This is a genomic window from Pseudomonas sp. H3_D04, from assembly GCF_054669175.1.
Genome location: NZ_CP162801.1, coordinates 5978520 through 6003876 on the forward strand (window position 1 = coordinate 5978520; position 25357 = coordinate 6003876).

Annotated in this window: 22 protein-coding genes; all 22 read left to right on the forward strand. The window is 60.2% G+C overall.

Annotation, left to right across the window (positions count from 1 at the left end; translation table 11 throughout):
- Positions 1-1149: an NAD(P)/FAD-dependent oxidoreductase gene (locus AB4N91_RS27440; RefSeq protein WP_010465297.1), complete on the forward strand. Its 1149-nt coding sequence runs from the start codon at positions 1-3 to the stop codon at positions 1147-1149.
- 192 nt (positions 1150-1341) lie between these two features.
- Positions 1342-1617, forward strand: coding sequence for an HU family DNA-binding protein (locus AB4N91_RS27445; protein WP_003213368.1), 276 nt, complete (start codon positions 1342-1344; stop codon positions 1615-1617).
- A gap of 650 nt (positions 1618-2267) precedes the next feature.
- Entirely contained in the window at positions 2268-3824 is a 1557-nt protein-coding gene (gene tssA, locus AB4N91_RS27450) for a type VI secretion system protein TssA (RefSeq protein ID WP_460111939.1), read from the forward strand.
- 32 nt (positions 3825-3856) lie between these two features.
- Complete coding sequence (gene tssB / locus AB4N91_RS27455; protein WP_010465292.1) at positions 3857-4360, forward strand: type VI secretion system contractile sheath small subunit; 504 nt, start codon at positions 3857-3859, stop codon at positions 4358-4360.
- A 29-nt stretch (positions 4361-4389) separates the two neighbouring features.
- Positions 4390-5865 (forward strand): type VI secretion system contractile sheath large subunit, encoded by a 1476-nt coding sequence (tssC, locus tag AB4N91_RS27460; RefSeq protein WP_010465290.1) that lies wholly within the window; start codon positions 4390-4392, stop codon positions 5863-5865.
- A 14-nt stretch (positions 5866-5879) separates the two neighbouring features.
- Positions 5880-6287, forward strand: a complete 408-nt coding sequence (gene tssE, locus AB4N91_RS27465; RefSeq protein ID WP_008150080.1) for a type VI secretion system baseplate subunit TssE — start codon at positions 5880-5882, stop codon at positions 6285-6287.
- A 10-nt stretch (positions 6288-6297) separates the two neighbouring features.
- Entirely contained in the window at positions 6298-6804 is a 507-nt protein-coding gene (locus AB4N91_RS27470; protein WP_077748559.1) for a PAAR domain-containing protein, read from the forward strand.
- A gap of 5 nt (positions 6805-6809) precedes the next feature.
- Entirely contained in the window at positions 6810-7562 is a 753-nt protein-coding gene (locus tag AB4N91_RS27475; protein ID WP_010465285.1) for a hypothetical protein, read from the forward strand.
- A gap of 26 nt (positions 7563-7588) precedes the next feature.
- On the forward strand, positions 7589-7867 hold the full coding sequence (locus AB4N91_RS27480) for a hypothetical protein (protein ID WP_224795533.1): 279 nt from the start codon (positions 7589-7591) through the stop codon (positions 7865-7867).
- A gap of 363 nt (positions 7868-8230) precedes the next feature.
- Positions 8231-8698, forward strand: a complete 468-nt coding sequence (locus tag AB4N91_RS27485) for a hypothetical protein (protein ID WP_042932470.1) — start codon at positions 8231-8233, stop codon at positions 8696-8698.
- A gap of 24 nt (positions 8699-8722) precedes the next feature.
- Positions 8723-10510: a type VI secretion system baseplate subunit TssF gene (tssF, locus tag AB4N91_RS27490; protein WP_010465276.1), complete on the forward strand. Its 1788-nt coding sequence runs from the start codon at positions 8723-8725 to the stop codon at positions 10508-10510.
- Positions 10474-11481: a type VI secretion system baseplate subunit TssG gene (tssG, locus tag AB4N91_RS27495; RefSeq protein WP_010465275.1), complete on the forward strand. Its 1008-nt coding sequence runs from the start codon at positions 10474-10476 to the stop codon at positions 11479-11481. The genes tssF and tssG overlap by 37 nt, the downstream gene beginning before the upstream one ends.
- 13 nt (positions 11482-11494) lie before the next feature.
- A complete protein-coding gene (gene tssH / locus AB4N91_RS27500; RefSeq protein WP_460111940.1) occupies positions 11495-14143 on the forward strand; it encodes a type VI secretion system ATPase TssH in 2649 nt (882 codons plus the stop codon).
- A 10-nt stretch (positions 14144-14153) separates the two neighbouring features.
- Entirely contained in the window at positions 14154-15671 is a 1518-nt protein-coding gene (locus tag AB4N91_RS27505; protein WP_460111941.1) for a sigma-54 interaction domain-containing protein, read from the forward strand.
- 306 nt (positions 15672-15977) lie between these two features.
- Positions 15978-16118 carry a hypothetical protein gene (locus tag AB4N91_RS27510; RefSeq protein ID WP_007894589.1) on the forward strand — a complete coding sequence of 47 codons (141 nt, stop codon included), beginning with the start codon at positions 15978-15980 and terminating at the stop codon, positions 16116-16118.
- A 17-nt stretch (positions 16119-16135) separates the two neighbouring features.
- Positions 16136-17332, forward strand: coding sequence for a type VI secretion system-associated FHA domain protein TagH (tagH, locus tag AB4N91_RS27515; RefSeq protein WP_077748562.1), 1197 nt, complete (start codon positions 16136-16138; stop codon positions 17330-17332).
- Positions 17333-17337: 5 nt separating this feature from the next.
- Entirely contained in the window at positions 17338-17838 is a 501-nt protein-coding gene (gene tssJ, locus AB4N91_RS27520; RefSeq protein ID WP_010465266.1) for a type VI secretion system lipoprotein TssJ, read from the forward strand.
- Positions 17839-17840: 2 nt separating this feature from the next.
- The gene (gene tssK / locus AB4N91_RS27525; RefSeq protein WP_077748563.1) at positions 17841-19172 is read left to right on the forward strand and encodes a type VI secretion system baseplate subunit TssK; all 1332 of its coding nucleotides are present in this window, start codon (positions 17841-17843) and stop codon (positions 19170-19172) included.
- A 5-nt stretch (positions 19173-19177) separates the two neighbouring features.
- Positions 19178-20053, forward strand: a complete 876-nt coding sequence (gene icmH / locus AB4N91_RS27530; protein WP_010465262.1) for a type IVB secretion system protein IcmH/DotU — start codon at positions 19178-19180, stop codon at positions 20051-20053.
- A 13-nt stretch (positions 20054-20066) separates the two neighbouring features.
- Entirely contained in the window at positions 20067-23606 is a 3540-nt protein-coding gene (gene tssM, locus AB4N91_RS27535) for a type VI secretion system membrane subunit TssM (protein ID WP_460111942.1), read from the forward strand.
- On the forward strand, positions 23606-24334 hold the full coding sequence (locus tag AB4N91_RS27540) for a PP2C family protein-serine/threonine phosphatase (protein ID WP_077748565.1): 729 nt from the start codon (positions 23606-23608) through the stop codon (positions 24332-24334). The genes tssM and AB4N91_RS27540 overlap by 1 nt, the downstream gene beginning before the upstream one ends.
- Entirely contained in the window at positions 24331-25332 is a 1002-nt protein-coding gene (locus AB4N91_RS27545; RefSeq protein ID WP_077748566.1) for a serine/threonine-protein kinase, read from the forward strand. The genes AB4N91_RS27540 and AB4N91_RS27545 overlap by 4 nt, the downstream gene beginning before the upstream one ends.
- The last annotated feature ends 25 nt before the right edge of the window (positions 25333-25357 follow it).

Genomic DNA, 25357 nt, shown 5'->3' on the forward strand with positions numbered 1-25357 from the left:
ATGAACGCACCTGTCGTGATCGTCGGCACCGGGCTGGCTGGTTACAACCTGGCCCGGGAGTTTCGCAAACTCGATAGCGAAACCCCGTTGCTGCTGATTACCGCCGATGACGGACGCTCCTACTCCAAACCGATGCTCTCCACCGGTTTTGGCAAAAACAAAGACGCTGACGGCCTGAGCATGGCCGAGCCGGGTGCCATGGCCGAGCAATTGAGGGCCGAAGTGCGCACCCACACGCGCATCAGCGGCATCGATCCGGGCCACAAGCGCCTGTGGATCGGTGAGGAAGCGGTCATTTATCGCGACTTGATCCTGGCCTGGGGCGCGGAAACCGTGCGGGTGCCCATCGAAGGCGATGCGGCGGATGTGGTGTTCCCGATCAACGACCTGGAAGATTACGCCCGCTTTCGCGCCGCAGCGGCAGGCAAACATCGGGTGTTGCTGCTAGGTGTCGGCCTGATCGGTTGCGAGTTTGCCAATGACCTGATCCTCGGCGGCTACGAGGTGCAACTGGTTGCACCGTGCGAGCAAGTCATGCCGACCCTGCTGCACCCGGCGGCGGCGGCTGCGGTGCAGGCCGGGCTGGAAAGCTTGGGGGCGCGTTTCCACCTGGGGCCGGTGCTCAACCGCTTGCAGCACGTCGCAGACGGCGTGGAAGCGCATCTGTCCGATGGTCAGGTGATTGCTTGCGACGTGGTGGTCTCGGCCATCGGCCTGCGTCCGCGTATCGATCTGGCGGCTGCGGCTGGTGTGCAGGTCAACCGAGGCGTGATGGTCGATCGCCACCTGAAAACCTCCCACGCCAATATCTACGCCTTGGGCGACTGCGCCGAGGTCGATGGGCTGAATCTGTTGTACGTCATGCCCCTGATGAGCTGTGCGAGAGCGCTGGCGCAAACCCTCGCCGGCAACCCCACCGCCGTGAGTTATGGCCCGATGCCAATCACCGTGAAAACCCCGGTCTGTCCGTTGGTGGTTTCGCCACCACCACGGGGTGCCGAGGGTGTCTGGACCGTTGAAGGGCAGGGCGCGGACATCAAAGCTTTATGCCGCGATGCCAGCGGAAAACTGCTCGGTTATGCCCTGACAGGCGCGGCGGTGATGGAAAAACTGGCCCTGAACAAAGAGCTTCCGGCACTGCTGGCGTAAATACCGGTCGTTCTGTCGGAATCACCCCTCTTTTGCCCCTACAAAGGTCGCGCCGAGACTGGCGCGGCTCTTCCGTGCGTGCCATTCTCACTCCCGTCTGCCGCAGAGTAGAGCACCTGCGGCGCTTTGGGCGCTGTTCCAACGAGAACAGCACGGACATAACAACAAAAAACCGTCAAAGGGGCTTCACTAATGCGTAAACCAGAACTCGCCGCTGCAATCGCTGAAAAAGCAGATCTCACCAAAGAGCAGGCCAACCGCGTTCTCAACGCCGTTCTCGAAGAAATCACCGGCGCTCTGCACCGCAAAGACAGCGTCACGCTGGTGGGCTTCGGTACCTTCCTGCAACGCCACCGCGGTGCCCGCACCGGCAAAAACCCGCAAACCGGTGAACCTGTCAAAATCAAGGCCAGCAATACTGTCGCGTTCAAGCCAGGCAAATCGTTGAAAGACAGCGTTAATCCGTAATTGCGGCGAACTCCCTGAATAACGGGGAGAACCGTATTGAAAAATGGGCACACCGATTGAATCGGGTGCCCATTTTTTATGGGCAACGTTTAGTTCTGTATATGTTTCGTGGACTGATTAATACAGATTGGAAAATAACCGTCCACAGATCCCATTGTTTGCGATGACCTTACAAAAATACCGCTTAATATAAAGTGCCATCATTTTGGTGGCACTTTCTTAATCCTCCGTTGTCCAGATTCGTTTTGTTCACAGATGACACTAATCTTTCGGATCGTTCCTACATTCATCCTGCTTTATTGTTGGCATGCTTCACGTCCTCCATTGGGGAGGTGCCGGCCACGACTTGATGATGGTTTCATCCGCCGCTCTGCCTCAACGGTTTCAGGGCTGTTGGCTGGAGGGGGGAATATTAAATCGACATCAGGGAATCCCCTTACACATATAGGGATATCTCCTACACGTAATAAACAACACTTCGTCTTGTTGTTTAATCAGATGCTTGCTAGTGGCCATCATTGTGATTACGATGCGCCCACTTGAAAGAGCACGAACTCAATTGGATGAGACTCATCGCAGCTCTTTGATACTGTCCCGCGCCGCTGCAACTGCAATTGGCGTTCGACCGTAATCCTAATTAAAGGCCATGGATGTCCTACTCAAGCAAACTTTCCGCTCATTACCTCGAACTCGCAAAAGCCTCTGTTTCCAAAGAGAATTTCGCGGGCGAGGACGTTCGCTTTTCGAGCGAATATGAGGCACTGGAAAGTGAGCTGGCGAAAGCCTCGTCCATGCACGAAAGCGGTCAGATCGACTGGCTGAAAATCCGCGAAAACAGCGAAAACCTGCTGCGCACCCAGTCCAAGGATTTGCGGGTCGGCGCCTGGCTGACGTGGGCCTTGTACCAGCGCGAATCGTTCCAGGGCTTGCTGGCTGGCCTCGGGTTGCTGCACCACCTGTGCGAGAACCACTGGGCTGACCTTCACCCGAACAAGGCCCGCACTCGCTCCGCTGCAATCAGTTGGCTGGTGCCGCGCCTTGAGCAGGTGCTGACCGAAAACGTCGCGATCAAAGAGCAGTTGCCGATGTTCCGGCGGCTGGTCGAACATCTGGAAGGCCTCGATGCCGCTTGCACCGAGCATTTGGGTGACGATGCGCCACTGCTGCTGCCGATTTCCCGCCGTCTGAAAAACATGGTGCAACGCGCCGCCGACAACCAGCCGGAACCCGGCGTGGTGGGCGCCGCGGTGGCGCAGGTCAAACAGGCCGCGACGCAGCTGTTCGCCCCCGGCGCACCGATCGACAACGAAAAAGAAGCCCACAAGGCCCTGCGCGCCCAGCAGGAAAGTGCCCGTCCGTTGTGTGCCTGGTGGCTCAAGCAGAAAGCCACTGATCTGCGCGCCCTGCGCCTCAATCGCACGCTGCTGTGGCTGCCCATCGACGCGGTGCCCGAGCGTAACGCCGAGCAAATCACCGTGTTGCGCGGCTTGCCCGCCGACAAGCTCAAGGCCTATCAGGACCGCTACGATCAAGCCAAATACGCCGACTTGCTGGTGGAACTGGAGGCGAGCCTGGCGAAGGCGCCGTTCTGGTTCGATGGCCAGCGAATGGTCTGGGAGTGCCTCCAGGGCCTGAACGCCGAGATGGCAATGCGCGAAGTGGAAATCCACTTCGCGCTTTTGATTCAGCGCCTGCCCGGCATCATCGAATTGCGTTTCCACGACGGCGCGCCGTTCGCCGATCCGGCCACCCGCGCCTGGATCAGCGCCAACGTCATGCCGCACCTGCAAAGCGCCAGTGCGCCGCGCAAGGTTGAAGTCGCCGACAGCCAGCCAGCCTGGGAAGTGGCCCTCGAAGAAGTCCTGCCGATCCTGCGCAAGGACGGCCTCAAGGCCGCCGTGCAGATCCTCAAGCAGGGCCTGCAAAGCGCCCACGGCGGACGCGTGCGGTTCTTCTGGCAGTTCGCCCTCGCGCGGCTGTGCTTCATGGCCAAGAAATACGAACTGGCCAAGACCCAACTCGAAACACTCGACCAAACATTACAGGACTCAGGCCTGAACGCCTGGGAGCCCGATCTTGCGCTGGAAGTGCTGCATTTACTGCATAGCTGCTGCGAGTTGTTGCCGCAGAACCATGCCGTACGTGAACGCAAGGAAGAGATTTATCGCAGGCTGTGCCACCTCGATCTCGAAGTGGTACTCGAATAGGCCCCAGGGCCACAACCGCAAGGAGAAAAGCCATGGCCAAAGAAGGCTCGGTAGCCCCCAAGGAACGCATCAACGTCACCTTCAAACCTGCCACCGGTGGTGCACAGGAAGAGATCGAACTGCCGTTGAAACTACTGGCAATCGGTGACTACACCCACCGCAAGGACGAACGCAAAGTCGAAGATCGCAAGCCGATCAGCATCGACAAAATGACGTTTGACGAAGTGCTGGCCAAGCAAGAGCTGAGCCTGACACTGAGCGTACCGAACCGTCTTCAGGAAGAAGGTGACACTGAAGAACTGGCCGTGAAACTGCGCGTCAATTCGATGAAGGACTTCAACCCGGCCTCGCTGGTCGAGCAAGTGCCTGAGCTGAAAAAACTGATGGAACTGCGCGACGCGCTGGTGGCCCTCAAAGGCCCACTGGGTAACGCGCCTGCGTTCCGCAAAGCCATCGAAGGCGTTCTCGCCGACGACGAATCCCGCGGTCGCGTACTGGGTGAGCTGGGCCTGAACGCCGCAGCCCAGGACGCCTGAGTCTCCATCAGCCTAAGGAAGCCAACACCATGAGCACTAGCGCAGCACAGCAAAAGAACAAAGAGAGTGGCGAATACAGCATTCTCGACAGCATCATCGCCGAAACCCGCCTGACGCCGGACGACGAAGCCTACGACATCGCCAAGCGCGGTGTGTCGGCCTTCATCGAAGAGCTGCTCAAGCCGCAGAACAACGGTGAGCCGGTCAAGAAAGCCATGGTTGACCGCATGATCGCCGAGATCGATGCCAAGCTCAGCCGTCAGATGGACGAAATCCTGCACCACCCTGACTTCCAGTCCCTGGAATCGTCGTGGCGTGGCCTGCAGTTGCTGGTCGACCGCACCAACTTCCGCGAAAACATCAAGATTGAAATCCTCAACGTCTCCAAAGAAGACCTGCTGGACGATTTCGACGATTCGCCGGAAGTGATGCAGTCGGGCCTGTACAAGCACATCTACACCGCTGAATACGGTCAGTTCGGTGGTCAGCCTGTGGGCGCGATCATCGCCAACTACTTCATGTCCCCAAGCTCGCCGGACGTGAAACTGATGCAGTACGTGTCCAGCGTTGCCTGCATGTCCCACGCGCCGTTCATTGCGGCTGCCGGCCCGAAATTCTTCGGTCTGGAAAGCTTCACCGGCCTGCCGGACCTCAAGGATCTGAAAGATCACTTCGAAGGCCCGCAATTCGCCAAATGGCAGAGCTTCCGCCAGTCGGAAGACTCCCGTTACGTTGGCCTGACCGTGCCGCGTTTCCTGCTGCGTAACCCGTACGACCCGGAAGAAAACCCGGTCAAATCGTTCGTGTACAAAGAAACCGTCGCCAACAGCCACGAACACTACCTGTGGGGCAACACTGCCTACGCGTTCGGCACCAAGCTGACCGACAGCTTCGCCAAATTCCGCTGGTGCCCGAACATCATCGGCCCGCAGAGCGGTGGCGCGGTTGAAGACCTGCCGTTGCACCATTTCGAAAGCATGGGCGAAATCGAAACCAAGATTCCTACGGAAGTTCTGGTTAGCGACCGTCGTGAATACGAACTGGCCGAGGAAGGCTTCATTTCCCTGACCATGCGCAAAGGCTCCGACAACGCGGCGTTCTTCTCCGCGAGCTCGGTGCAGAAGCCGAAGTTCTTCGGCATCAGCGCAGAAGGCAAGGCGGCAGAGCTGAACTACAAGCTCGGCACCCAACTGCCGTACATGATGATCGTCAACCGCCTGGCTCACTACTTGAAAGTGCTGCAGCGCGAGCAACTCGGTTCGTGGAAAGAACGTACCGACCTCGAGCTGGAACTGAACAAGTGGATCCGCCAGTACGTGGCCGACCAGGAAAACCCGAGCGCCGAAGTCCGTGGCCGTCGTCCACTGCGCGCTGCCCAGATCATCGTCAGCGATGTCGAAGGCGAGCCTGGCTGGTACCGCGTCAGCCTGAACGTGCGCCCGCACTTCAAGTACATGGGTGCCGATTTCACCCTGTCGCTGGTTGGCAAGCTGGACAAAGAGTAAGAGGAGCCTGAGTCATGACTGGATACGGCAGCCTTTTCGAACGCCTGGGTGGCGACGCGGACAAACGCGTCGGCTGGAGCCGCGAGGTCTCCGCCATGGCGTCCGTGGCTGCCCATCTGGCCAAGATGCTCAGCACCCGTGCGGGCAGCGTGCAAACGCTGTCCGATTACGGGCTACCCGATCTCAATGACATGCGTCTGAGCCTGCACGACTCCCTGAGTCAGGCCCGTCTGGCCATCGAAAATTTCATCGAAGCCTACGAGCCACGCTTGAGCAATGTGCGTGTCATCTCCCTGCCGCGTGATCACGATCAGCTTCGCCTGTCCTTCAGCATCGAAGGCCTGCTGGAAGTTGATGGTTTCAAGCGTCAGGTCAGTTTCGCCGCGCGCCTGGATGGCAGCGGTCAAGTCAAGGTCAACTAAGGAGATTCGTATGTCCGGCAAACCCGCAGCACGTGTCACCGACCCCACCGCTTGCCCGCTCCCCGGCCACGGCACCAACCCGATCGCCGCCGGTTCCGGCGACGTCTTCTTCGACGGCCTCGCGGCCGCCCGCCAAGGCGATGCCTCGGCGTGTGGTGGTGCGATGTCGGGCGGATTGGCGACGACGGTTTTGATCAACGGCAAACCGGCTGCGACGGTGGATTCCGTCGGGACCCATGGCAACAAGGTTACAGCTGGGTCCGGGACGGTGATTATCGGGAATTCGCATTCGCCGGTGCCGTTTGTGGCGCCGTTGCCTTTGATTCTGCCTGGTTTTGATGAGCAATTTGTCCTGACTGACAAAAGCGGAGCGCCTATGGCAAACCGTCGATATCTCTTGGTCCGAGAAAATGGTCTTCAAGAAGAAGGCGTTACTAGTGATACAGGTTTGACTCATCGAGTGACGCGGCACGCGAGTGCGGAAAAAGTCGATATTTACGTTGCATCAGAGGATTGATGCAAATGACGACAGACGTGTTGGAAACATCAACAGGGATATTTAAAAAGGTTGCTTCGACCAGCAGTACTGCTACTGCGGACAGGACACCGAAACATATCGTTCTGGAAGAAGGTCTGACTGTTTATCTCGGTGGTGCTGGGATGACCGGTGGGTATATTGATGACCAGATTAAGTCACTGCGTATGGTGGGTATTAGTGGCGCAGTAGTAGGGCGTAATACTGAGGGTCAATATGCTGATGCTGTTGCTGGCGTCAATAAGCACCGTTACAGGCTTAAGAAAATTAACGGCATGTCGGACACTGGACCGTATAGCGTTGAGGCGGACTGGAGTCTGAAGTCGTTAGGCGTTAGCCGATCTTTTCCAACCGGAGGGCAATTTAATCTTATTGGTTATTCCTTTGGATCGCTGGTAGCCGCCCAATCTGCTCTTTATTACGCAGATAAAGGGCAGGCCGTTGATTATCTTGTACTGATAGGTTCTCCAATTTCTGAAGAAATGCTTGGGGAAGTTAGGCAGCAATCCCTGATCGAGCATGTAGTCATTCTTGACTTGAAGGAGCATGGCGACCCTATTCATGCAGGCATGTCATTTTTTGACTTGGCTGAGCATGCTCCTTTGCTCGGCTCGCAGATGACCGAGTCCAGCGAGCGTAAAGAAGGTGTGGGACATTTTTACTACGGTATTGACGGTCCTTCAGGTGAGCAGCGCCGACTAGAGCTGGCAAAGTTCCTCTATGCACAGGGCTTGCGTTGATGGGTAGCGCAAAAACAGTCAGAGCAATGATCATCATCGCCAACGCTTTGATCGCACCGTTTGCATTGTTCGAAATTTATGCGGTTATCCGGTTCGGGTTTGCGGAGCCTTATAGTTATTTGCTTTCCGTTCCGCTGGGAATTATCTCGTTCTTGCTATTACAGTTCGCTATTGGTTATGGAGTGGTTAAAGGGTGGATGGCCTGCAGAATGCCCAGTAACTATTATTTGCTCGTGCTTTGGATAATCGGTTTGCTGGTGTTGTTCGTGCTTCCGAAGTTTTTTTCAGATGGGCCGATGTCGTGATTAGTTATGAAACTAACCCCATTCCAAAGATTGCGCTTGAGCTGCTGCATTCGAAAGATTTGGTCGTGTCGAAAATTCTTAAAATGATCAACTATTTTTATTTTTTGACCTCCGCGGTTTTTCTGTTGATGTCGTGCACTGATCCGAAAACTAAGTGGTCAATAGCTGGGGTTGATGTCTACGGAGGCTTATTTGTTTTTTGTATGTTTTTTTATATTCCGATGATGGTGTTTTCTTTTTACTATTTTGTAAGAGCGCTAATGGATTTCTTCAAATATAAACGCTCGCACGATGGCTTTTCGTTCTTGGTTTCCTCCGTTGTAGGTGTTGTTGCTCTTTACAGTTTCAATCACTGGGTGTTCAGTGAAATTTACTAACGATTCGGCGCAGAACATTCGAAAAAGCGAATGCTGCGCTAATCCAAATTTTTTCAGAGTAGCGCTCTGGTCTCCGCTCCTGGTGATGTTGGCTTTGACACTGGTCGAGCAGGGCGACGAATACGCGGCGGTTCTGGACTGGCAACAAATGCTGTTGATCTACGTTCTCTCATTCGGAATCCCGGCCTACATCGCATTTGCCCTGTGGGCAATGCGAGCACTGAACGGAAAAACCGAACAGCAGATTTTGAAAAGCGTGTGGCGCGCACCACTGACCTTCATCCCTTTTTACGCTGTCCCGTGGGTGATTTATGGGTTGGCCCATGTGCTTTTGGGGAGCCTTGCCGGGTTCCCGATGATGTTTGGCTGGCTGGCTTTTTTACCGTACCTCCTCATTGCGGGCTACGTGGTTTCCGGTCTGACAGTCGCGCTCTACAGGACAGTTTTTTCATGAGATCCACCACCAGGAAGGTACCCCGTGTCCTTTAACCACTACTACCAAAGCGAACTCACCGCACTTCGCCAGTTAGGTCGTCGATTCGCCGAGCGTAGCCCGGCGTTGGCGCCTTTCCTTGGCCAGGCCGGGCGAGATCCGGACGTGGAGCGGTTGCTTGAGGGCTTCGCTTTCCTGACCGGTCGCCTGCGGCAGAAGCTCGATGACGAGTTGCCGGAGCTGAGCCATTCGCTGATGCACTTGCTGTGGCCGAACTACATGCGGCCGTTGCCGGCGTTCAGCATTTTGCAGTTCGATCCGTTGAAGCGTTCGGGTCCTGCGTTGATGGTCGAGCGCGACACGCCAGTCGAGAGTGTGCCAATCGACGACGTGCGTTGCCGTTTCCGCACGTGCTACCCGACCGAAGTCTTGCCGCTGGATCTGGCTGCGCTGAATTACTCGGTGAAGGGCGACGGCTCGCTGTTGAGCCTGCGTCTGGAGATGAGCGCTGACGGTCATCTCGGTGAATTGGAGCTGAGCCGCCTGCGCCTGCACTTCGCCGGCGAGCGTTACATCAGCCAGATGCTCTACCTCAGCCTGCTGCGCAATCTGGAAGGCATCGAGCTGATCCCGCTGGACGGCGCCGGCAAGCCCATCAACGGCGTCAACGGCATGCCGATGGCGTTCAAGATGCCCGGCGACCGCGTGCAGCCGGTGGGTTTCGCCGAAGAAGAAGCGTTGATCCCGTATCCGCTGAATACCTTCCGTGGCTATCGCTACTTGCAGGAATACTTCGCTTTCCAGGACAAGTTCCTGTTCGTCGACGTCAACGGTCTGGACATGCTCAAGGCATTGCCGGAAGACACGTTGAAGCAAATGCGCGGCCTCGAGTTGCGCTTCGACATTCGCAAGAGCGGCATCATGCGCATGCGCCCGACGCTGGACAACGTGAAGCTCTACTGCACGCCGATCGTCAACCTGTTCAAGCACGACGCGCTGCCGATCCGCCTCGACGGCAAGCAAGACGAATACCTGCTGCTGCCCGCCGAATTCGATTTGCAGAACTGCGGCGTGTTCTCGGTGGAAACGGTCACGGGATGGAAGCCCGGCGGCCTCGGTTATCAGGAATACGTGCCGTTCGAATCGTTCGAGCACGACCCGAGCTTCGACGTGCCCAACAGCCGTCCGCATTACAGCATCCGCCAGCGTTCGTCGCTGTTGCACGACGGCCTCGACACCTACCTGAGCTTCGGCATCCGCCACACCGAAGCCCACGAAACCCTGTCGATCGAGCTGATGTGCACCAACCAGAATCTGCCCAAAAAGCTCAAGCTCGGCGACATCAGCATGGCCTGCGAAGACACGCCGGAGTTCCTGAGCTTCCGCAACATCACCCCGGCCACACCCAGTTACGCGCCGCCGCTGAACCGCGACTTTCTCTGGAAGCTGATCAGCAACATGTCGCTCAACTACCTGTCGCTGGCCGACGTCAACGCGTTGAAGGTGATTCTGGAAACCTACGACCTGCCGCGCTACTACGACCAACACGCTGAAAAAGTCAGCAAACGCCTGCTCGGCGGGCTCAAGTCGATCAAGCACAAACACGTCGACCGGTTGCACCGAGGGTTACCGGTTCGCGGGTTGCGCACCGAACTGACCATCGACCCGGAAGGGTATATCGGCGAGGGCGACCTGTTCGTTTTCGCCTCGGTTCTTAACGAGTTTTTCGCGCTTTACGCCAGTCTCAATTCGTACCACGAGCTGCGAGTAAAAAGCACACAGGGAGAGGTGTACCAATGGACACCACGTATGGGCCTTCAGCCGCTTCTTTAAGCGGTCTGACCCGAGGAATACGCGAGTACTCGCTGTTTCAGGCCGTGCTGCTGGTGGTTGACCGGCTGCGCGAGGCCCACCCGCACCTGAGCCAGGACGATCTGTACGATCAGCTCGAATTTCAGGCCAACCCGAGCCTGGGTTTCCCTGGCAGCGACGTCGATCGCGTGGAGTTTTTCCACGAGCACGGGCAGATGCGCGCGCGCCTGCGTTTCAACCTGATCGGCCTGGTCGGTTCCGGCTCGCCACTGCCGGCGTTCTACGGTGAACAGGCCCTGGGCGACAGCGAAGACGGCAACCCGACCCGCAACTTCCTCGACCTGTTCCACCATCGCCTGCAACGGCTGATGCTGCCGATCTGGCGCAAGTACCGCTACCGCGCCAGTTTCGAGAGCGGCGCGCTTGATCCGTTTTCTTCCCAGCTTTTTGCCCTGATCGGCCTTGGCGGCGAAGAGATCCGCAAGGCCCAGGAACTGAACTGGAAACGTCTGCTGCCGTACCTCGGTTTGCTCAGTTTGCGGGCGCACTCGGCGGCGCTGATCGAAGCGGTGCTGCGTTACTACTTCAAGCACGCTGAACTGACCATCGAGCAGTGCATCGAGCGTCGCGTGGAAATTCTCGACGAGCAGCGCAATCGTCTGGGCCGCGCCAACAGCCTGCTCGGCGAAGACCTGGTGCTGGGCGAGCACGTGCGCGACCGCAGCGGAAAATTCCGCATCCACATCCGCGAGCTCGACTGGCAGCGCTTCCACGAATTCCTGCCGATCGGTTTCGGCTACCAGCCGCTGTGCGCGCTGGTGCGGTTCACCCTGCGTGACCCGCTCGATTACGACATTCGCCTGGTGCTGCGCCAGGAAGAAATCCGCGAACTGCGCATCGGTGAGCAAAACGCCTGTCGCCTGGGATGGACCAGTTGGCTGGGCCGCGAAAAAGCGGACGGCGTGGTTACCCTGGGCAGCAAAATTCATTAAGGACAGATGACCCATGATCAACGTAGACCTGCAACAACTTATCCAGGCGCTGGACGCCGAAACCCGTCGTGACCTGGAAAGTTCGGCCGAACGTTGCGTCGCCCGTGGCGGCAGCAAAATCCTCGTCGAAGACTTGCTGCTCGGCCTGCTGGAGCGCCCGCAAGGCCTGCTCGCACGCGCGCTGCAAGACGCCGAAGTGGATGCCGGCGAACTGAGCGCCGCGTTGCAATCGCGGGTCGAGCACAGCGCCTCGCGCAACCCGGTGTTCGCCCCGGAACTGGTGCAGTGGCTGCAAGATGCGTTGCTGGTGGCCAACCTTGAACTGGGCCAGAGCCAGGTCGAGCAAGCCGCGTTGATCCTCGCGCTGCTGCGCAACCCGATGCGCTACGCCGGCAGCCGCTACCAGTCGTTGCTGGCCAAGCTGAACATCGAGCGCCTGAAAGAATTCGCCCTGTCGCAGAAAGAACAACCGGCCACCGGCAAGCCTGCCGTGCCGGGCGAATCGCTGCTGGAGCGCTTCACGCACAACCTCACTCAACAAGCCCGCGACGGCAAACTCGACCCGGTGCTGTGCCGCGATGGCGCGATTCGCCAAATGGTCGACATCCTCGCCCGCCGTCGCAAAAACAACCCGATCGTGGTCGGTGAAGCCGGTGTCGGTAAAACCGCCATCGTCGAAGGCCTGGCCTCGCGCATTGCTGCCGGTGAAGTCCCGCAAGTGCTCAAAGGTGTCGAGTTGCTGTCGTTGGACATGGGCCTGTTGCAGGCCGGCGCCAGCGTCAAAGGTGAATTTGAACGTCGCCTCAAAGGCGTGATCGACGAAGTCAAAGCCTCGCCGAAACCGATCATTCTGTTCATCGACGAAGCGCACACGCTGATCGGCGCGGGCGGCAATGCCGGCGGTTCCGACGCAGCCAACCTGCTCAAGCCAGCCCTGGCCCGAGGCGAGTTGCGCACCATCGCCGCCACCACCTGGGCGGAGTACAAAAAATACTTCGAAAAAGACCCGGCCCTGGCCCGTCGCTTCCAGCCGGTGCAACTGCACGAACCGACCGTCAGCGAAGCGGTGACCATCCTCCGTGGCCTGGCTCAGGTGTACGAGAAGAGCCACGGCATCTACCTGCGCGATGACGCGGTGGTGGCGGCGGCGGAGTTGTCGGCACGTTACCTCGCGGGCCGTCAGCTGCCGGATAAAGCCGTCGACGTCCTCGACACCGCTTGCGCCCGTGTGCGCATCAGCCTCGCCGCCGCCCCGGAAAGCCTCGAACGCCTGCGTGGTGAACTGGCTGAAGGTGGCCGTCAGCGTCAGGCCCTGCGCCGTGATGCCGAGGCCGGTTTGCTGATCGATCACGAAGCGCTGGACGCGTTGGAAGATCGCCTGGCCACCGCCGAAGAGGAAATGGTCACACTGGAAACCCTGTGGACCGAACAGAAAGAATTGGCCGAACGCTTGCTGGATCTGCGTCAGCAACTGGCCAAGGCCCGTGAAGCAGCAGCCGTCGAGCCAACCGTCACGGTTGAAGAAGACGCCGAAGGCACCGTGATCGAAACGCTGCCGGTGGACGAGGCGCACAGCGTTGAAACCCTGGAAGCCGCACTCAATGAAACGCACAAAGCGCTGACCGAGCTTCAAGTCAAAGAACGTCTGGTGAGCTTCGAAGTGTGCCCGCGTCTGGTCGCCGAAGTGATCAGCGCCTGGACCGGCGTGCCATTGGCGCAACTGGCCCGCGAGCACAACGCCAAAGTCGCGAGCTTCGCCACCGATTTGCGCACCCGTATTCGTGGTCAGGAACAAGCCGTTCACGCGCTGGACCGCTCGATGCGCGCCACCGCTGCCGGCCTGAACAAACCGGATGCGCCGGTTGGCGTGTTCCTGCTGGTCGGCCCGAGCGGCGTCGGCAAGACCGAAACCGCGCTGGCCCTGGCCGACTTGCTGTACGGCGGTGATCGTTTCATCACCACCATCAACATGTCCGAGTTCCAGGAGAAACACACCGTCTCGCGCCTGATCGGCGCACCGCCGGGCTACGTCGGTTATGGCGAGGGCGGCATGCTCACCGAAGCCGTGCGCCAGAAGCCGTACTCGGTCGTGTTGCTCGATGAAGTCGAGAAGGCTGATCCGGACGTGCTGAACCTGTTCTACCAAATCTTCGACAAAGGCGTGGCCAACGACGGCGAAGGACGCGAGATCGACTTCCGCAACACGTTGATCCTGATGACCTCGAACCTGGGCAGCGACCGCATCAGCGAACTCTGCGAAAACGGCGCACGGCCATCGGCCGAAGTCCTCGAAGAAACCATCCGCCCGGTGCTCAGCAAGCACTTCAAACCGGCGCTGCTGGCGCGGATGCGCGTGGTGCCTTACTACCCTGTGGGCGGCCCGGTGCTGCGCGAGCTGATCGAGATCAAACTCGATCGTCTGGGCGAGCGCCTGAACCGTCGTCAGCTGGATTTCACCTACTCGCAAGACCTCGTCGATCACCTGGCCGAACGCTGCACCCAAAGCGACAGCGGCGCGCGCCTGATCGACCACTTGCTCGACCTGCACGTGCTGCCGTTGGTGGCCGACCGCCTGCTCGACGCGATGGCCACCGGTGAAAGCCTCAAGCGTGTCCACGCGACGCTCGACGGCAACGCCAGCGTGACGTGCGAGTTCGCCTGAGGTGGGTGTGATGTTCACTCAAGTACCGCAACCGCTGATCTATGCCGAAGCCTTGCTGGCGCAGTTCGCCAGCCTGTCGCGCGCGGCGGACGGTGCTGCGCTGCTGGGTGACTTCGTGCGCGGGCTGGCCGAGCTCAGTGGTTGCGAATTGACGCAGCTGTACTTGCTGGACGCGACTCACACGTGCCTGGGGATGAACGCCGAGTGCCTCAACGGCATCCTGCAACCCCGGGAAGCGGCGAGCCTGCCGGCGGATTACAACGGTGAACAACTGCTGCAATTCGCCCTGTGCCAGAACCGCGTAGTGAGCCTCAGCGAGTTGAGCGGCAGCCTGCACGAAACCAGCTTTTTGCCGCCACAGGCCACGCCTTGGCAGTCGCTGTTGTGCGTGCCGCTGGTCAATCAGCAGAAAGCTGTCGAAGGCTTGCTGCTGTGCGCCAGTCGCCGGCACGTCGACCTGCAAGGCTTTGCCGATTCCCTCGCTCAACTGGGTTCGTTCGTGCTGGGCCAACTGCATCTGTTACAGCGTTTGCGCCAGCCGGCGGGTGAGGCGAGACCGTTGAAGGCCAGCATTCCGAGCGCCAGCGGTTATGGCCTGATCGGCAAGAGCAAGGCCATGCGCGAGACGTATTCGCTGATCAGCAAAGTCCTGCACAGCCCGTACACCGTGCTGCTGCGCGGCGAAACCGGTACTGGCAAGGAAGTGGTCGCACGCGCCATCCACGACTGTGGCCCGCGCCGTTCCCAGGCGTTCATCGTGCAGAACTGCGCGGCGTTCCCCGAGAACCTGCTGGAAAGCGAACTGTTCGGCTACCGCAAAGGCGCGTTCACCGGCGCGGACCGCGACCGTGCCGGGCTGTTCGACGCGGCCAATGGCGGCACCTTGCTGCTCGATGAAATCGGCGACATGCCGTTGTCCCTACAAGCCAAGCTGCTGCGGGTTTTGCAGGAAGGCGAGATTCGTCCGCTGGGTTCCAACGACACCCATAAGATTGACGTGCGCATCATTGCCGCGACGCACCGGGATTTGTCGGTGCTGGTCAGCGAAGGCAAATTCCGCGAGGACTTGTACTACCGCCTCGCGCAATTCCCGATCGAGCTCCCGGCCCTGCGCCAGCGCGAAGGCGACATCCTCGACCTGGCCCGGCATTTCGCCGACAAGGCGTGCTCGTTCTTGCAGCGCGATGCGGTGCGTTGGTCCGATGCGGCGCTGGATCACCTGTCCGGCTATGCGTTCCCCGGCAACGTGCGCGAACTCAAAGGCCTGGTCGAACGCGCGGTGTTGCTGTGCGAGGGCGGTGAGTTGCTGGCCGAGCATTTCTCCCTGCGCATGGAGGCCATGCCCGAAGACAACAGCCTGAATCTGCGCGAACGCCTGGAGCAGGTCGAACGCAGCCTGTTGCTCGATTGCCTGCGCAAAAACGACGGCAACCAGACTCTCGCCGCCCGCGAACTCGGCCTGCCACGCCGCACGCTGCTTTATCGCCTTGGGCGCCTGAATATCAATTTGGGTGATTTCGATGGTTAACCCCATTTTCTACCCACCAATAACTCTGGCTGGAATGCTTGCTTTGGCGAGCACATTCCCTATGGCGAGGGAGCTTGCTCCCGCTGGGCTGCGCAGCAGCCCCAAAACCATGCGCCGCGGTGTCTCAGTCAAACGGCATTCGTTGATTTACGACTGCTGCGCCGCCGAGCGGGAGCAAGCTCCCTCGCCACAGGGGATCGGCTCTAACCACCGGATTAGAGCCCCACAACCCATTTCATCTGCTTTCGATAGCGCCGCCCAACCGGGTCGGCGCTTTGTGCTTTGTCTACCCATGGAGACCCTCTGATGCCTGTTCGTCACTGGCAAGCCGTCCTGCTGACCCTCGTCGTTCTATGCGGCCTCGGCGGCTGTAGCGGCAATTACAAATACAACGACAACACCTATCGCCCATTGGGTGATCCGCAGGCGGTCAATCGCGGCAAGTGACCGCAAGGAGTATCACCATGGAACTGGTTTTCGAAATGCTGAACACCAAGCAATTCGTGCCCACGGATTTGTGCCAGAAGACCTTCAAACAGGCTGGTGGCGTGATTGGCCGGGGCGAGGACTGCGACTGGATCATCCCTGACCGCAAGCGTCACCTGTCCAACCACCACGCGTTGATCAGCTACCGCGAAGGCACGTTTTTCCTGACCGATACCAGCAGCAACGGTATCCAGGACAGCGAGAGCGGCGCGCGCCTGCGCAAGGGCGAAGCGATGCGCATCGAGCACGGCAGCGTGTACGTGCTGGGTGATTTCGAGATCCGTGCGCGACTGGTCCGCGATCCGGCGACCTTCGACGTCGAAGTCGGCCGTCCGCAAGCGGCCGGCAGCATCATTCCGGACGATGCGTTCCTCGACCTCGACCCGCTGAACGCTCTCGATCAGCAAGAGCGCGTGTATTCGGAAATCGACGAACTGATCTCCCCGAGCACGACCATTGAGGACACCCGTCAGCGCGCCGACTACGCCCGCATCGACATGGAAAGCCTGATGGTCCCGGAGCTGATCAACGCCCCGGCAGAGCCAGCCCCTGCTCCACCGCCCAAAGCGGTCGAGCGTCAGAGCGAAGGTTTCTGGGAGCACTTCGGCGCGGCGCTGGGTGTGGACCTCAAAGGCCTCGACCACGACGCCCGCGAAGCCATGGCGCTGAACGCTGCGCGCTTGCTCAAGCAGAGCGTCGGCGGGTTGCAGCAGAGCCTGCGCACCCGCAGCGAACTGAAAAACGAACTGCGCCTGGCCCAGACCACGGTGCAAGGCACTCACAAGAACCCGCTGAAATTCGCCGTCGATGCCGGCGAAGCGCTGGGCATTTTGTTGCAGCCGAACAAGCCGGGCCAGATGCCGCCCGAGCAAGCGATCTCCCGTGCGTTCCGTGATTTGCAGGCGCATCAGGTGGCATTGCTGACCGCCAGCCGCGCCGCCGTTCGGGGCACGCTGGAACACTTCTCGCCGCAGCAACTGACCCTGCGTTTCGAGCGCGACAACAAGCCGTTGTTGGCCACGTCCGGCAGCCGCTGGAGAGCCTACGGTCGTTATCACCAGGCCCTGCGCCAGGACGATGACTGGAGCGAGCGCCTGTTGGCCCGAGATTTTGCCCAGGCCTACGAAGAACAGATCCGTCTGATTTCCACCCTTCACACCGACCACCAAGGATGATGCGCATGTCTCGCTGCTCGACCGCTTTTTTCAAGACGCTGACGGCGTTCGCGGCCCTGGTGCTGCTGGCTGGCTGCTCGTCGCTGTCGCCGTATTCCCACGTCACCAAGCTCAACTTGAAGCTCACCGCCAGCGATCAGCTGAACCCGGACCTCAACGGGCGTCCGTCGCCGATCGTCGTGCGCCTGTTCGAGCTCAAGCACCCGGTGACCTTCGAGAACGCTGACTTCTTCAGCCTGTACGAGCGCGCCAAGGAATCCCTGGCCCCGGACCTGGTGGCCAGCGAAGAACTCGAACTGCGCCCGGGCGAAACCGTCGAACTCAAGCTCAGCGTGGAGGAGGGCAGCCGCTACGTCGGCATCCTCGCAGCCTACCGCGACCTGCCGGAAACCAAATGGCGCTATACGGTGCAAATCACCCCGGTGGAAGTCACCGACGCAGACCTGACCCTCGATCAGGCCGGTATTCGCAACAGCAACGAAACGCTCGCCAAGGCGGATGACTGAACATGAATTCCCATAAAGTCATTTGGCAGGAAGGCATGCTGCTGCGTCCGCAGCACTTCCAGCATAACGACCGTTATTACGAGCACCAGATGAAGACCCGCACCCAGTTGCTGGGCAGCTACACCTGGGGCTTCCTCAATCTGGAAATCGATTTGCAGTTCCTCAACATGGGCAAACTGGTGATCAGCCAGGCCTCGGGGATTCTGCCGGACGGCAGTCTGTTCGAACTCGGCGGCAACACCGAGCCGTTGGCCCTCGACGTGCCGCCGAACACCGGCAACACGCCGATCTACCTGGCACTGCCACTGGTCACCGGCAATCACATCGAGTCCCGCCGCCCGGAGCAATCCGACGTGCTGGCGCGCTATACCGCGTATGAAGCGGAAGTGGCCGACTCCAACGCCGGCGATGACTCCGCCAGCCAGGTCAGCTGTGGCCGCCCGGACTTCAAACTGTTGCTCGGTGAGCAACAGAGCGACCAGGCTTACGTGAAGCTGAAAATCTGCGACGTGCTCGACACCACGCCCGACGGCGTGATCAGCCTCGACCCGGATTTCGTGCCGACCTACATTCAGGCGCATGCCTCCAGCTACTTGCTGTCGTGCCTGAAAGAAGTGATCAGCATGCTCGGTCACCGTGGCGACACCATCGCCGAGCGCATCCGTTCCAACGGCAAGGTCGGTGGCGCGGAAGTCGGCGACTTCATGATGCTGCAACTGATCAACCGCACCGAACTGCTGCTGCGTCACTACCTCGGCCTGGAGCAGGTTCACCCGGAAGAGTTGTACCGCACGCTGCTGACCATGCTCGGCGACTTGGCAACCTTCTCCAGCGACAGCAAACGCCCGCGTCTGGACAGCCGTTACCAGCACAGCGACCAGGGCGCGAGCTTCCGCAAACTGATGGAAGCGATTCGTCAGGTGCTGTCGATGGTGCTCGAACAGCACGCCATCGAACTGGTGCTGCAAGCGCGTCAGTACGGGATCATCGTCTCGCCGTTGCACGACCATAAACTGCTGGGCTCGGCCTCGTTCGTGCTCGCCGCCAGTGCCAACTGCGACTCCGAAGAATTGCGCCACCGCTTGCCGGCGCACCTCAAGGTCGGCCCGGTGGAGCGCATCCGCCAGCTGGTCAACCTGCACCTGCCGGGGATCAAGGTCAAACCGTTGCCGGTTGCACCACGGCAGATCGCGTTCCACTCCAACAAAACCTATTTCATTCTCGAACTCAGTTCCGAAGACCTGGCACAACTCGAGCGCTCCGGCGGCTTCGCGTTCCACGTGTCCGGCGAATTTGCCGAGCTTGAACTGAAATTCTGGGCCATCAGGAACTGACCGACATGATCAAGGACATGGAACATAACCAGGACGATAAAACCGTCCTGCTCGACCGCCAGGGCCACGGCCCTGCTTCGAGTCCGCTGACAGACTTCGCTGCACCGCCGCGCTTCGAACAGCTTGAAGAACGGATGATTTATGCCGCGCGCCTGCGCCCGGCGGAATCCTTCAACATCAGCCTCAATTCGCTGGTGGCCGCGGCGTCCGATCTGTTGTCGGAAGTGGTGCGCCTCAAGCACAGCGATACCCGCGAAGACATGTACGCGCTCAACGAGCGCCTGACTGCCGGGCTGAAACTGTTTGAAGTGCGCGCCCTGCACAACGGCGCCGAAAGCAGCCAGGTGATGGCCGCGCGTTACGTGCTCTGCACCGTGGTCGACGAAGCCGTCGTGACCACGCCGTGGGGCAACGAAAGCGAATGGTCGCAGATGAGCCTGCTCAGCAGCTTCCACAACGAAACCTTCGGTGGCGAGAAGTTCTTCCAGCTGCTGGATCGCCTGTCGAAAAACCCGGTCAAGCACCTGCCGATGCTGGAGCTGATGTACCTGTGCCTGTCCCTCGGTTTCGAAGGCAAATACCGGGTGCAAGCCCGCGGCATGCTCGAACTCGAAGGCATCCGCGACGCCTTGTATCGCCAGATCCGTCAGTTGCGCGGCGACGTGCCTCGTGAGTTGTCGCCGCATTGGGAAGGCTTGAACGATCAGCGCCGCAGCCTGGTGCGCATCGTGCCGGCGTGGATGGTGGTGCTGTTCACCGTGGTCTGCCTGGTGGTGATGTATTCGGGTTTCGCCTGGGTATTGGGCGAGCAACGCGAAACCGTTCTGCAACCTTTTCAGCAGCTAGATCCGGCCGCGGTCCAGCCGCAGTCGCAGCCGTAAACAGGGACGTGTGATGAAAAAGTTTTTCAAGAAAGTCGGCGCATTCTTGCGCAAGACCTGGGTCTGGACCTTGCTGGTGGTGCTGTTTGTCGCGCTGCTGGTGTGGTTTGTCGGGCCGCTGCTGGCCGTTGATGACTACAAGTTCTGGGAAGGTTCGACCTCCCGCCTGCTGACCATCAGTGTGCTGTTCCTGATCTGGGGCCTGACCATGGTCTTCGTCAGCTGGCGCGCTGGCGTACGCAAAAAGGCTATCGAAGACACCGAAGACGGCCAGGATCGTATCCGCCGTGAAGAGCTGATCGACGAAGAGCAGAAAGAACTTCGCGTGCGCTTCAAGGATGCGTTGAAAACCCTGAAGACCTCGAGTCTGTATCGCGGTCGCAGCGAACGCTGGCGCAGTGACTTGCCGTGGTACTTGCTGATCGGCCCGCAGGGCAGTGGCAAGACCAGCCTGCTGGACTTCTCGGGCCTTGAGTTTCCGATCAACAAGATCGACCGCAAGCTGACCCGCGACACCCTCGGCACCCGTCATTGCGACTGGTACTTCGCCGACCATGGTGTGCTGATCGACACCGCCGGGCGTTACCTGACCCAGCCGGATGCCGAAGTCGATGGCAGTGCCTGGAGCACCTTGCTCGACCTGCTGCGCAAGCGTCGCCGCAACCGTCCGTTGAACGGCGTGCTGGTGACCATCCCGGTTGAATTGCTGCTGGGCAACACCGAGCAGGACCTCGACACCCTGGCTCGCCAGGTGCGTGCGCGTCTGCAAGACGTGCATCAAAAACTGCATGTCGATGTGCCGGTTTATCTGGTGCTGAGCAAGGCGGACAAGCTGCTCGGTTTCGACGAGTTCTTCGATCAACTGACCCGTGAAGAAAGCGATCAGGTGCTCGGCACCAGCTTTCGCAAAGAGCAGAGCGGCACCGACGTTGCCGTTCTGCGCGCCGAGTTCGAAGAGCTGCTGCGTCGCCTCAACAGCCAAGTGATCATGCGCATGCACCAGGAGCGCGACACCCAGCGCCGTGGCCGCATCCTCGACTTCCCGCATCAACTGGGGCAGATCGGCGAGCGCCTGTGCCTGTTCGTCGACATGGCGTTCACCGGCAACCGCTACCAGCGTGTCAGCCAGTTACGTGGTTTCTACCTGACCAGCGCACCGCACCTGACTCAAGAGATGGACCAGACCACCGCCGGCATCGGCGCCAGTCTGGGCATGAGCGCCGGCATGCTGCCGACCTTGCGCAGTGGCCGCTCGCGGTTCATTCACCATTTGCTCAGCCGGGTGATTTTCCCCGAGGCCGATCTGGCGGGTCTGGACAAGCGCGAACGCAGCCGCATCCATTGGGGGCAACGTGCCCTTTACGTGGGCGCACTGGCGGCACTGGCGCTGTTCGGCATGCTCTGGGCCGGCGGTTTCTCCTCCAACTACGAGCGTCTGGAAAACCTGCGCAACCTGGCGACCAACTGGACTCAGCAGCGCTCGGCCCTGACCGCGCGTGATGATTCCATGGCCGTGCTCAAGACCCTCGACACCAGCTATGCGGCGACCCAGGTCTTCCCGAAAAAAGGTGACGTGTCGTACCACGAGCGTGGCGGCCTGTACCAAGGTGAAGAGGTCAACCCGGTGGTCAAGGACGCCTACGAGCGTGAGCTCGAAGCGCAGTTGCTGCCGAAGGTTGCGACGCTGCTGGAAGGGCAGATCCGCGCCAACATGAAGGACCGCGAACGCTTGCTCAACAGCCTGCGCGCGTACCTGATGCTGAACATGAAGGATCGTCGCGATGCGGCATGGCTCAAGGATTGGGTCGCCACTGACTGGTCCCAGCGTTACGCCGGCAACACCGCGGTGCAGAACGGTTTGAACACGCACTTCGAGCGTCTGCTCAAGCAGCCGTTTATCTACCCGCTGAACGATCAACTGGTGGCCCAAGCGCGTCAGGTATTGCGCAGCGAGTCGCTGGCCAACGTGGTTTACCGGATGCTGCGAGAGCAGGCCCGCAACCTGCCGGAATACCGTTTGAGCCAACACATCGGTCCGCAGGCTGCGCTGTTTGTCGGCACCGATTACGTGATCCCGGGGTTCTACACCCAGCAGGGTTATCAGCAGTATTTCTCGGTCCAGGGCAGCGCGCTGGTCACCGATATCCTGCGTGACAACTGGGTACTGGGCGAAGGCGCGGGCATCAGCGGCATGGACTTGCGCCGCCTGATGGTTGAACTGGAGCAATTGTACTTCCGCGACTACGCCAACTTCTGGAGTGAGGCGGTCGGCCAGGTTGCCCTGCCACCGATCAATGATGCGGGCGAGGGCGCCGAGCAACTGGCGGGCCTGACGTCGGCCAATTCCCCGGTGCTGCAACTGCTGGTGGAAGTGCGCGAGAACACCCGGTTCCCGGCAGAAGCCGAACCGGCTGAGCAAGCGGCTGAAGCCGCTGGAGCACTGGCCGATCAGAAAGGCAAATTGGGCAAGCTGGGCAAACTGGCGTCTGCCGCAGCGGACCAGGCTTCGGAGATGGCGGCGATCAAAAACCTGCCGGATACCGCGAAGAAATCCCTGCAACGCCGCTTCGAACCGTTGCACCGTCTGCTGGATGACAACAACGGCCCGGCCGCTGATTTGACCCCGGCACTGACGGCGCTCAACGACCTGCAACTGCAACTGGCGAGCCTGGCGCGTGCCAGTTCCCCGGATCAGGCCGCGTTCGAAATGGCCAAGACTCGCATGAGCGGCCAGCGTGATGCGCTGAGCAACTTGCGCAATGCCTCGAACCGTCTGCCGCGTCCGGTCAGCGTGTGGTTCAACGTCCTGGCTGAAGACACCTGGCGTCTGGTGCTGAACGATTCCTACCAGTACCTGAACCAGCGTTATCAGAGCGAGCTGTACAGCTTCTACGGCAAGGCGATCAACAAGCGTTACCCGTTCAGCGCCCACAGCACCAGCGACGTCGCGATCAGCGACTTCCGCGAGTTCTTCAAGGCGCAGGGCATCAACGATCGCTTCTTCGAGACCTACATGCGTCCGTTCGTCAGTGGCGATCCAGGCAATTACCGTCTGCGTTCCATCGACGGTCACAGCATGCCGATCTCCAAGGTCTACCTCGACCAGATGGCCGCGGCCCAAGTGATCCGCCAGAGCTTCTTCTCGGTCAACCCGGCCGAGCCGCAAGTGCAGTTCAAACTGGAGCCGTACACCCTCGACCCGGCCGTCAGCCGTTCCGAGTTCAAGTTTGGCGACAAGACCATCGAATACCGTCACGGCCCGATCGTGCCGGTGTCCTTCAAATGGCCGACCGACGCTGAAGACGGTCGCACCAGCCTGGTCCTCGACAAAATGGCCGGCCGCCCGATCGGCATCGAGAAGAACACCGGCCCGTGGTCGCTGTTCCGTCTGTTCGACCTGATGCAGACCGAGTACCTGAACGGTCGCGACGTGATGGTCCTGAAAGCTGACGTGGGTGGCCTGCGCGCCAATTACCTGCTCAGCAGCCAGCGCACGCCGAACCCGTTCGACATGGGCGTGCTGCGCACCTTCCGTATGCCGGTGCAGCTCTGATGCTGGTTGCCAGTCCCTGGCGCAGCGCTGCGCGTACCGATCCGGGCAAGGTTCGGGCGCGCAACGAAGATGCTTTCCTCGACTGTCCACAGCAGGGGCTGTGGGTGGTCGCGGACGGCATGGGCGGTCATCAGGGTGGCGACATCGCCAGCCAGTTGATCGTCGCCAGCCTGGCGGAATTGCCGGTGCAGGACGACTTCGACGAACGACTCAAAGGCATTCGCCAGTGCCTGCACTGGTTGAATCGCCGCTTGGGTCAGGAGTTGACCGTCACCGCCGGGCACCATGACAGCATCATGGGCAGCACCGTGGTGGCGCTGCTGGTGGAAGGCAATCGAGCGGCCTGTATCTGGGCCGGCGACAGCCGTTGCTACCTGTGGCGCGGCCAGCGTTTGTATCAGCTGTCCAAGGACCATTCGCTGCAACAGCAACTGATCGACGAGCAAAACATGAGCGTCGAGGACGCCCGTGCGCATCCATCGGCCCATGCCCTGACCCGTGCGGTCGGGGCGGCTGATGTGCTGACGCTGGACGTGCTCGAACTCGAGGTTTACCCCGGCGATACGTTTCTGTTGTGCAGCGACGGTTTGTACCAAGGACTCAGCAGCGATGCCTTGGGCAACGCCCTGAGCCTGACCGCGCCGCACGTTGCGCTGGAGCGTCTGTTCGACGGCGCCTTGCGTGGCTCGGCCCGGGACAACCTGACTGCCGTGGTGATCCGACAATGACCCAACTCATGCCGCCGCTCGACGACCTGCTGGTGACCGACGAGGAAGCCAATAACCTGACTTACTTCGCGTTCGCCAAGTCGCATAAAGCTGAGCCCGCGCTGGCGCCAACCAAGGCCAGCATCGGCGAAATGCCCGACGTGCTCGCAGGCCGTTACCGCATCGAGCGTCTGCTCGGTGCCGGCGGCATGGGCGCGGTTTACCGCGCACGGGACTTGCTGAGCGAACAGTTCGGCGATCCCGACCCTTACATAGCGCTGAAGATCCTCAGCGAAGAATTTGCCGAATCGCCGGACGCCAGCGCCTTGCTCTACAGCGAGTTCGCCCTGATCCGGCGCCTGCGCCACGACAACGTGCTGCGCTTGCACAGCTTTGAAGTGGACACCGATTGCCAGCGCGCCTTCATCACCATGGAACTCATGCGTGGGCTGACCCTGGACAAACTGCTCTGCGAGCGCCCCTTGGGCCTGCCGTGGAAAGAACTGCGCGACATCGCGCTGCCGCTGCTCGACGCGCTGGCCTACGCCCACGCTCGCGGCGTGCTGCACGGTGACATGAAACCGAGCAACGTGATGCTCAGCGAAGAAGGCGTGCGCCTGTTCGACTTCGGCCTCGGCCAGGCTGAAGAGGGCATCCTGCCTGGCTTGCCACACCTGAGCCGCGACCGCTTCAACGCCTGGACCCCGGGCTACGCCGCCCCCGAACTGCTTGAAGGTCAACCGCTGTCGGCCAGTGCAGATGTCTACGGCGTGGCCTGCGTGCTCTACGAACTGGCGGGCGGCAAACACCCGTTCCGCCGCTTGCCGTCGACCGAAGCCCGCGACGGCCACCTCGAACGCGAGCTGCACGCTCCACGGAATCTACCGAAACACTGCTGGCCAGCCCTGCGAACGGCGCTGGCTTTCGATGCGGCCAAGCGCACCATCACCGCCGCCCAACTGCGTGACGCCCTGGGCGCCACTTCGTCTTTGCTGCAACGCCTGCGACTGCGGGCGTAACGGATGACTACCGAACAGGGAGCAA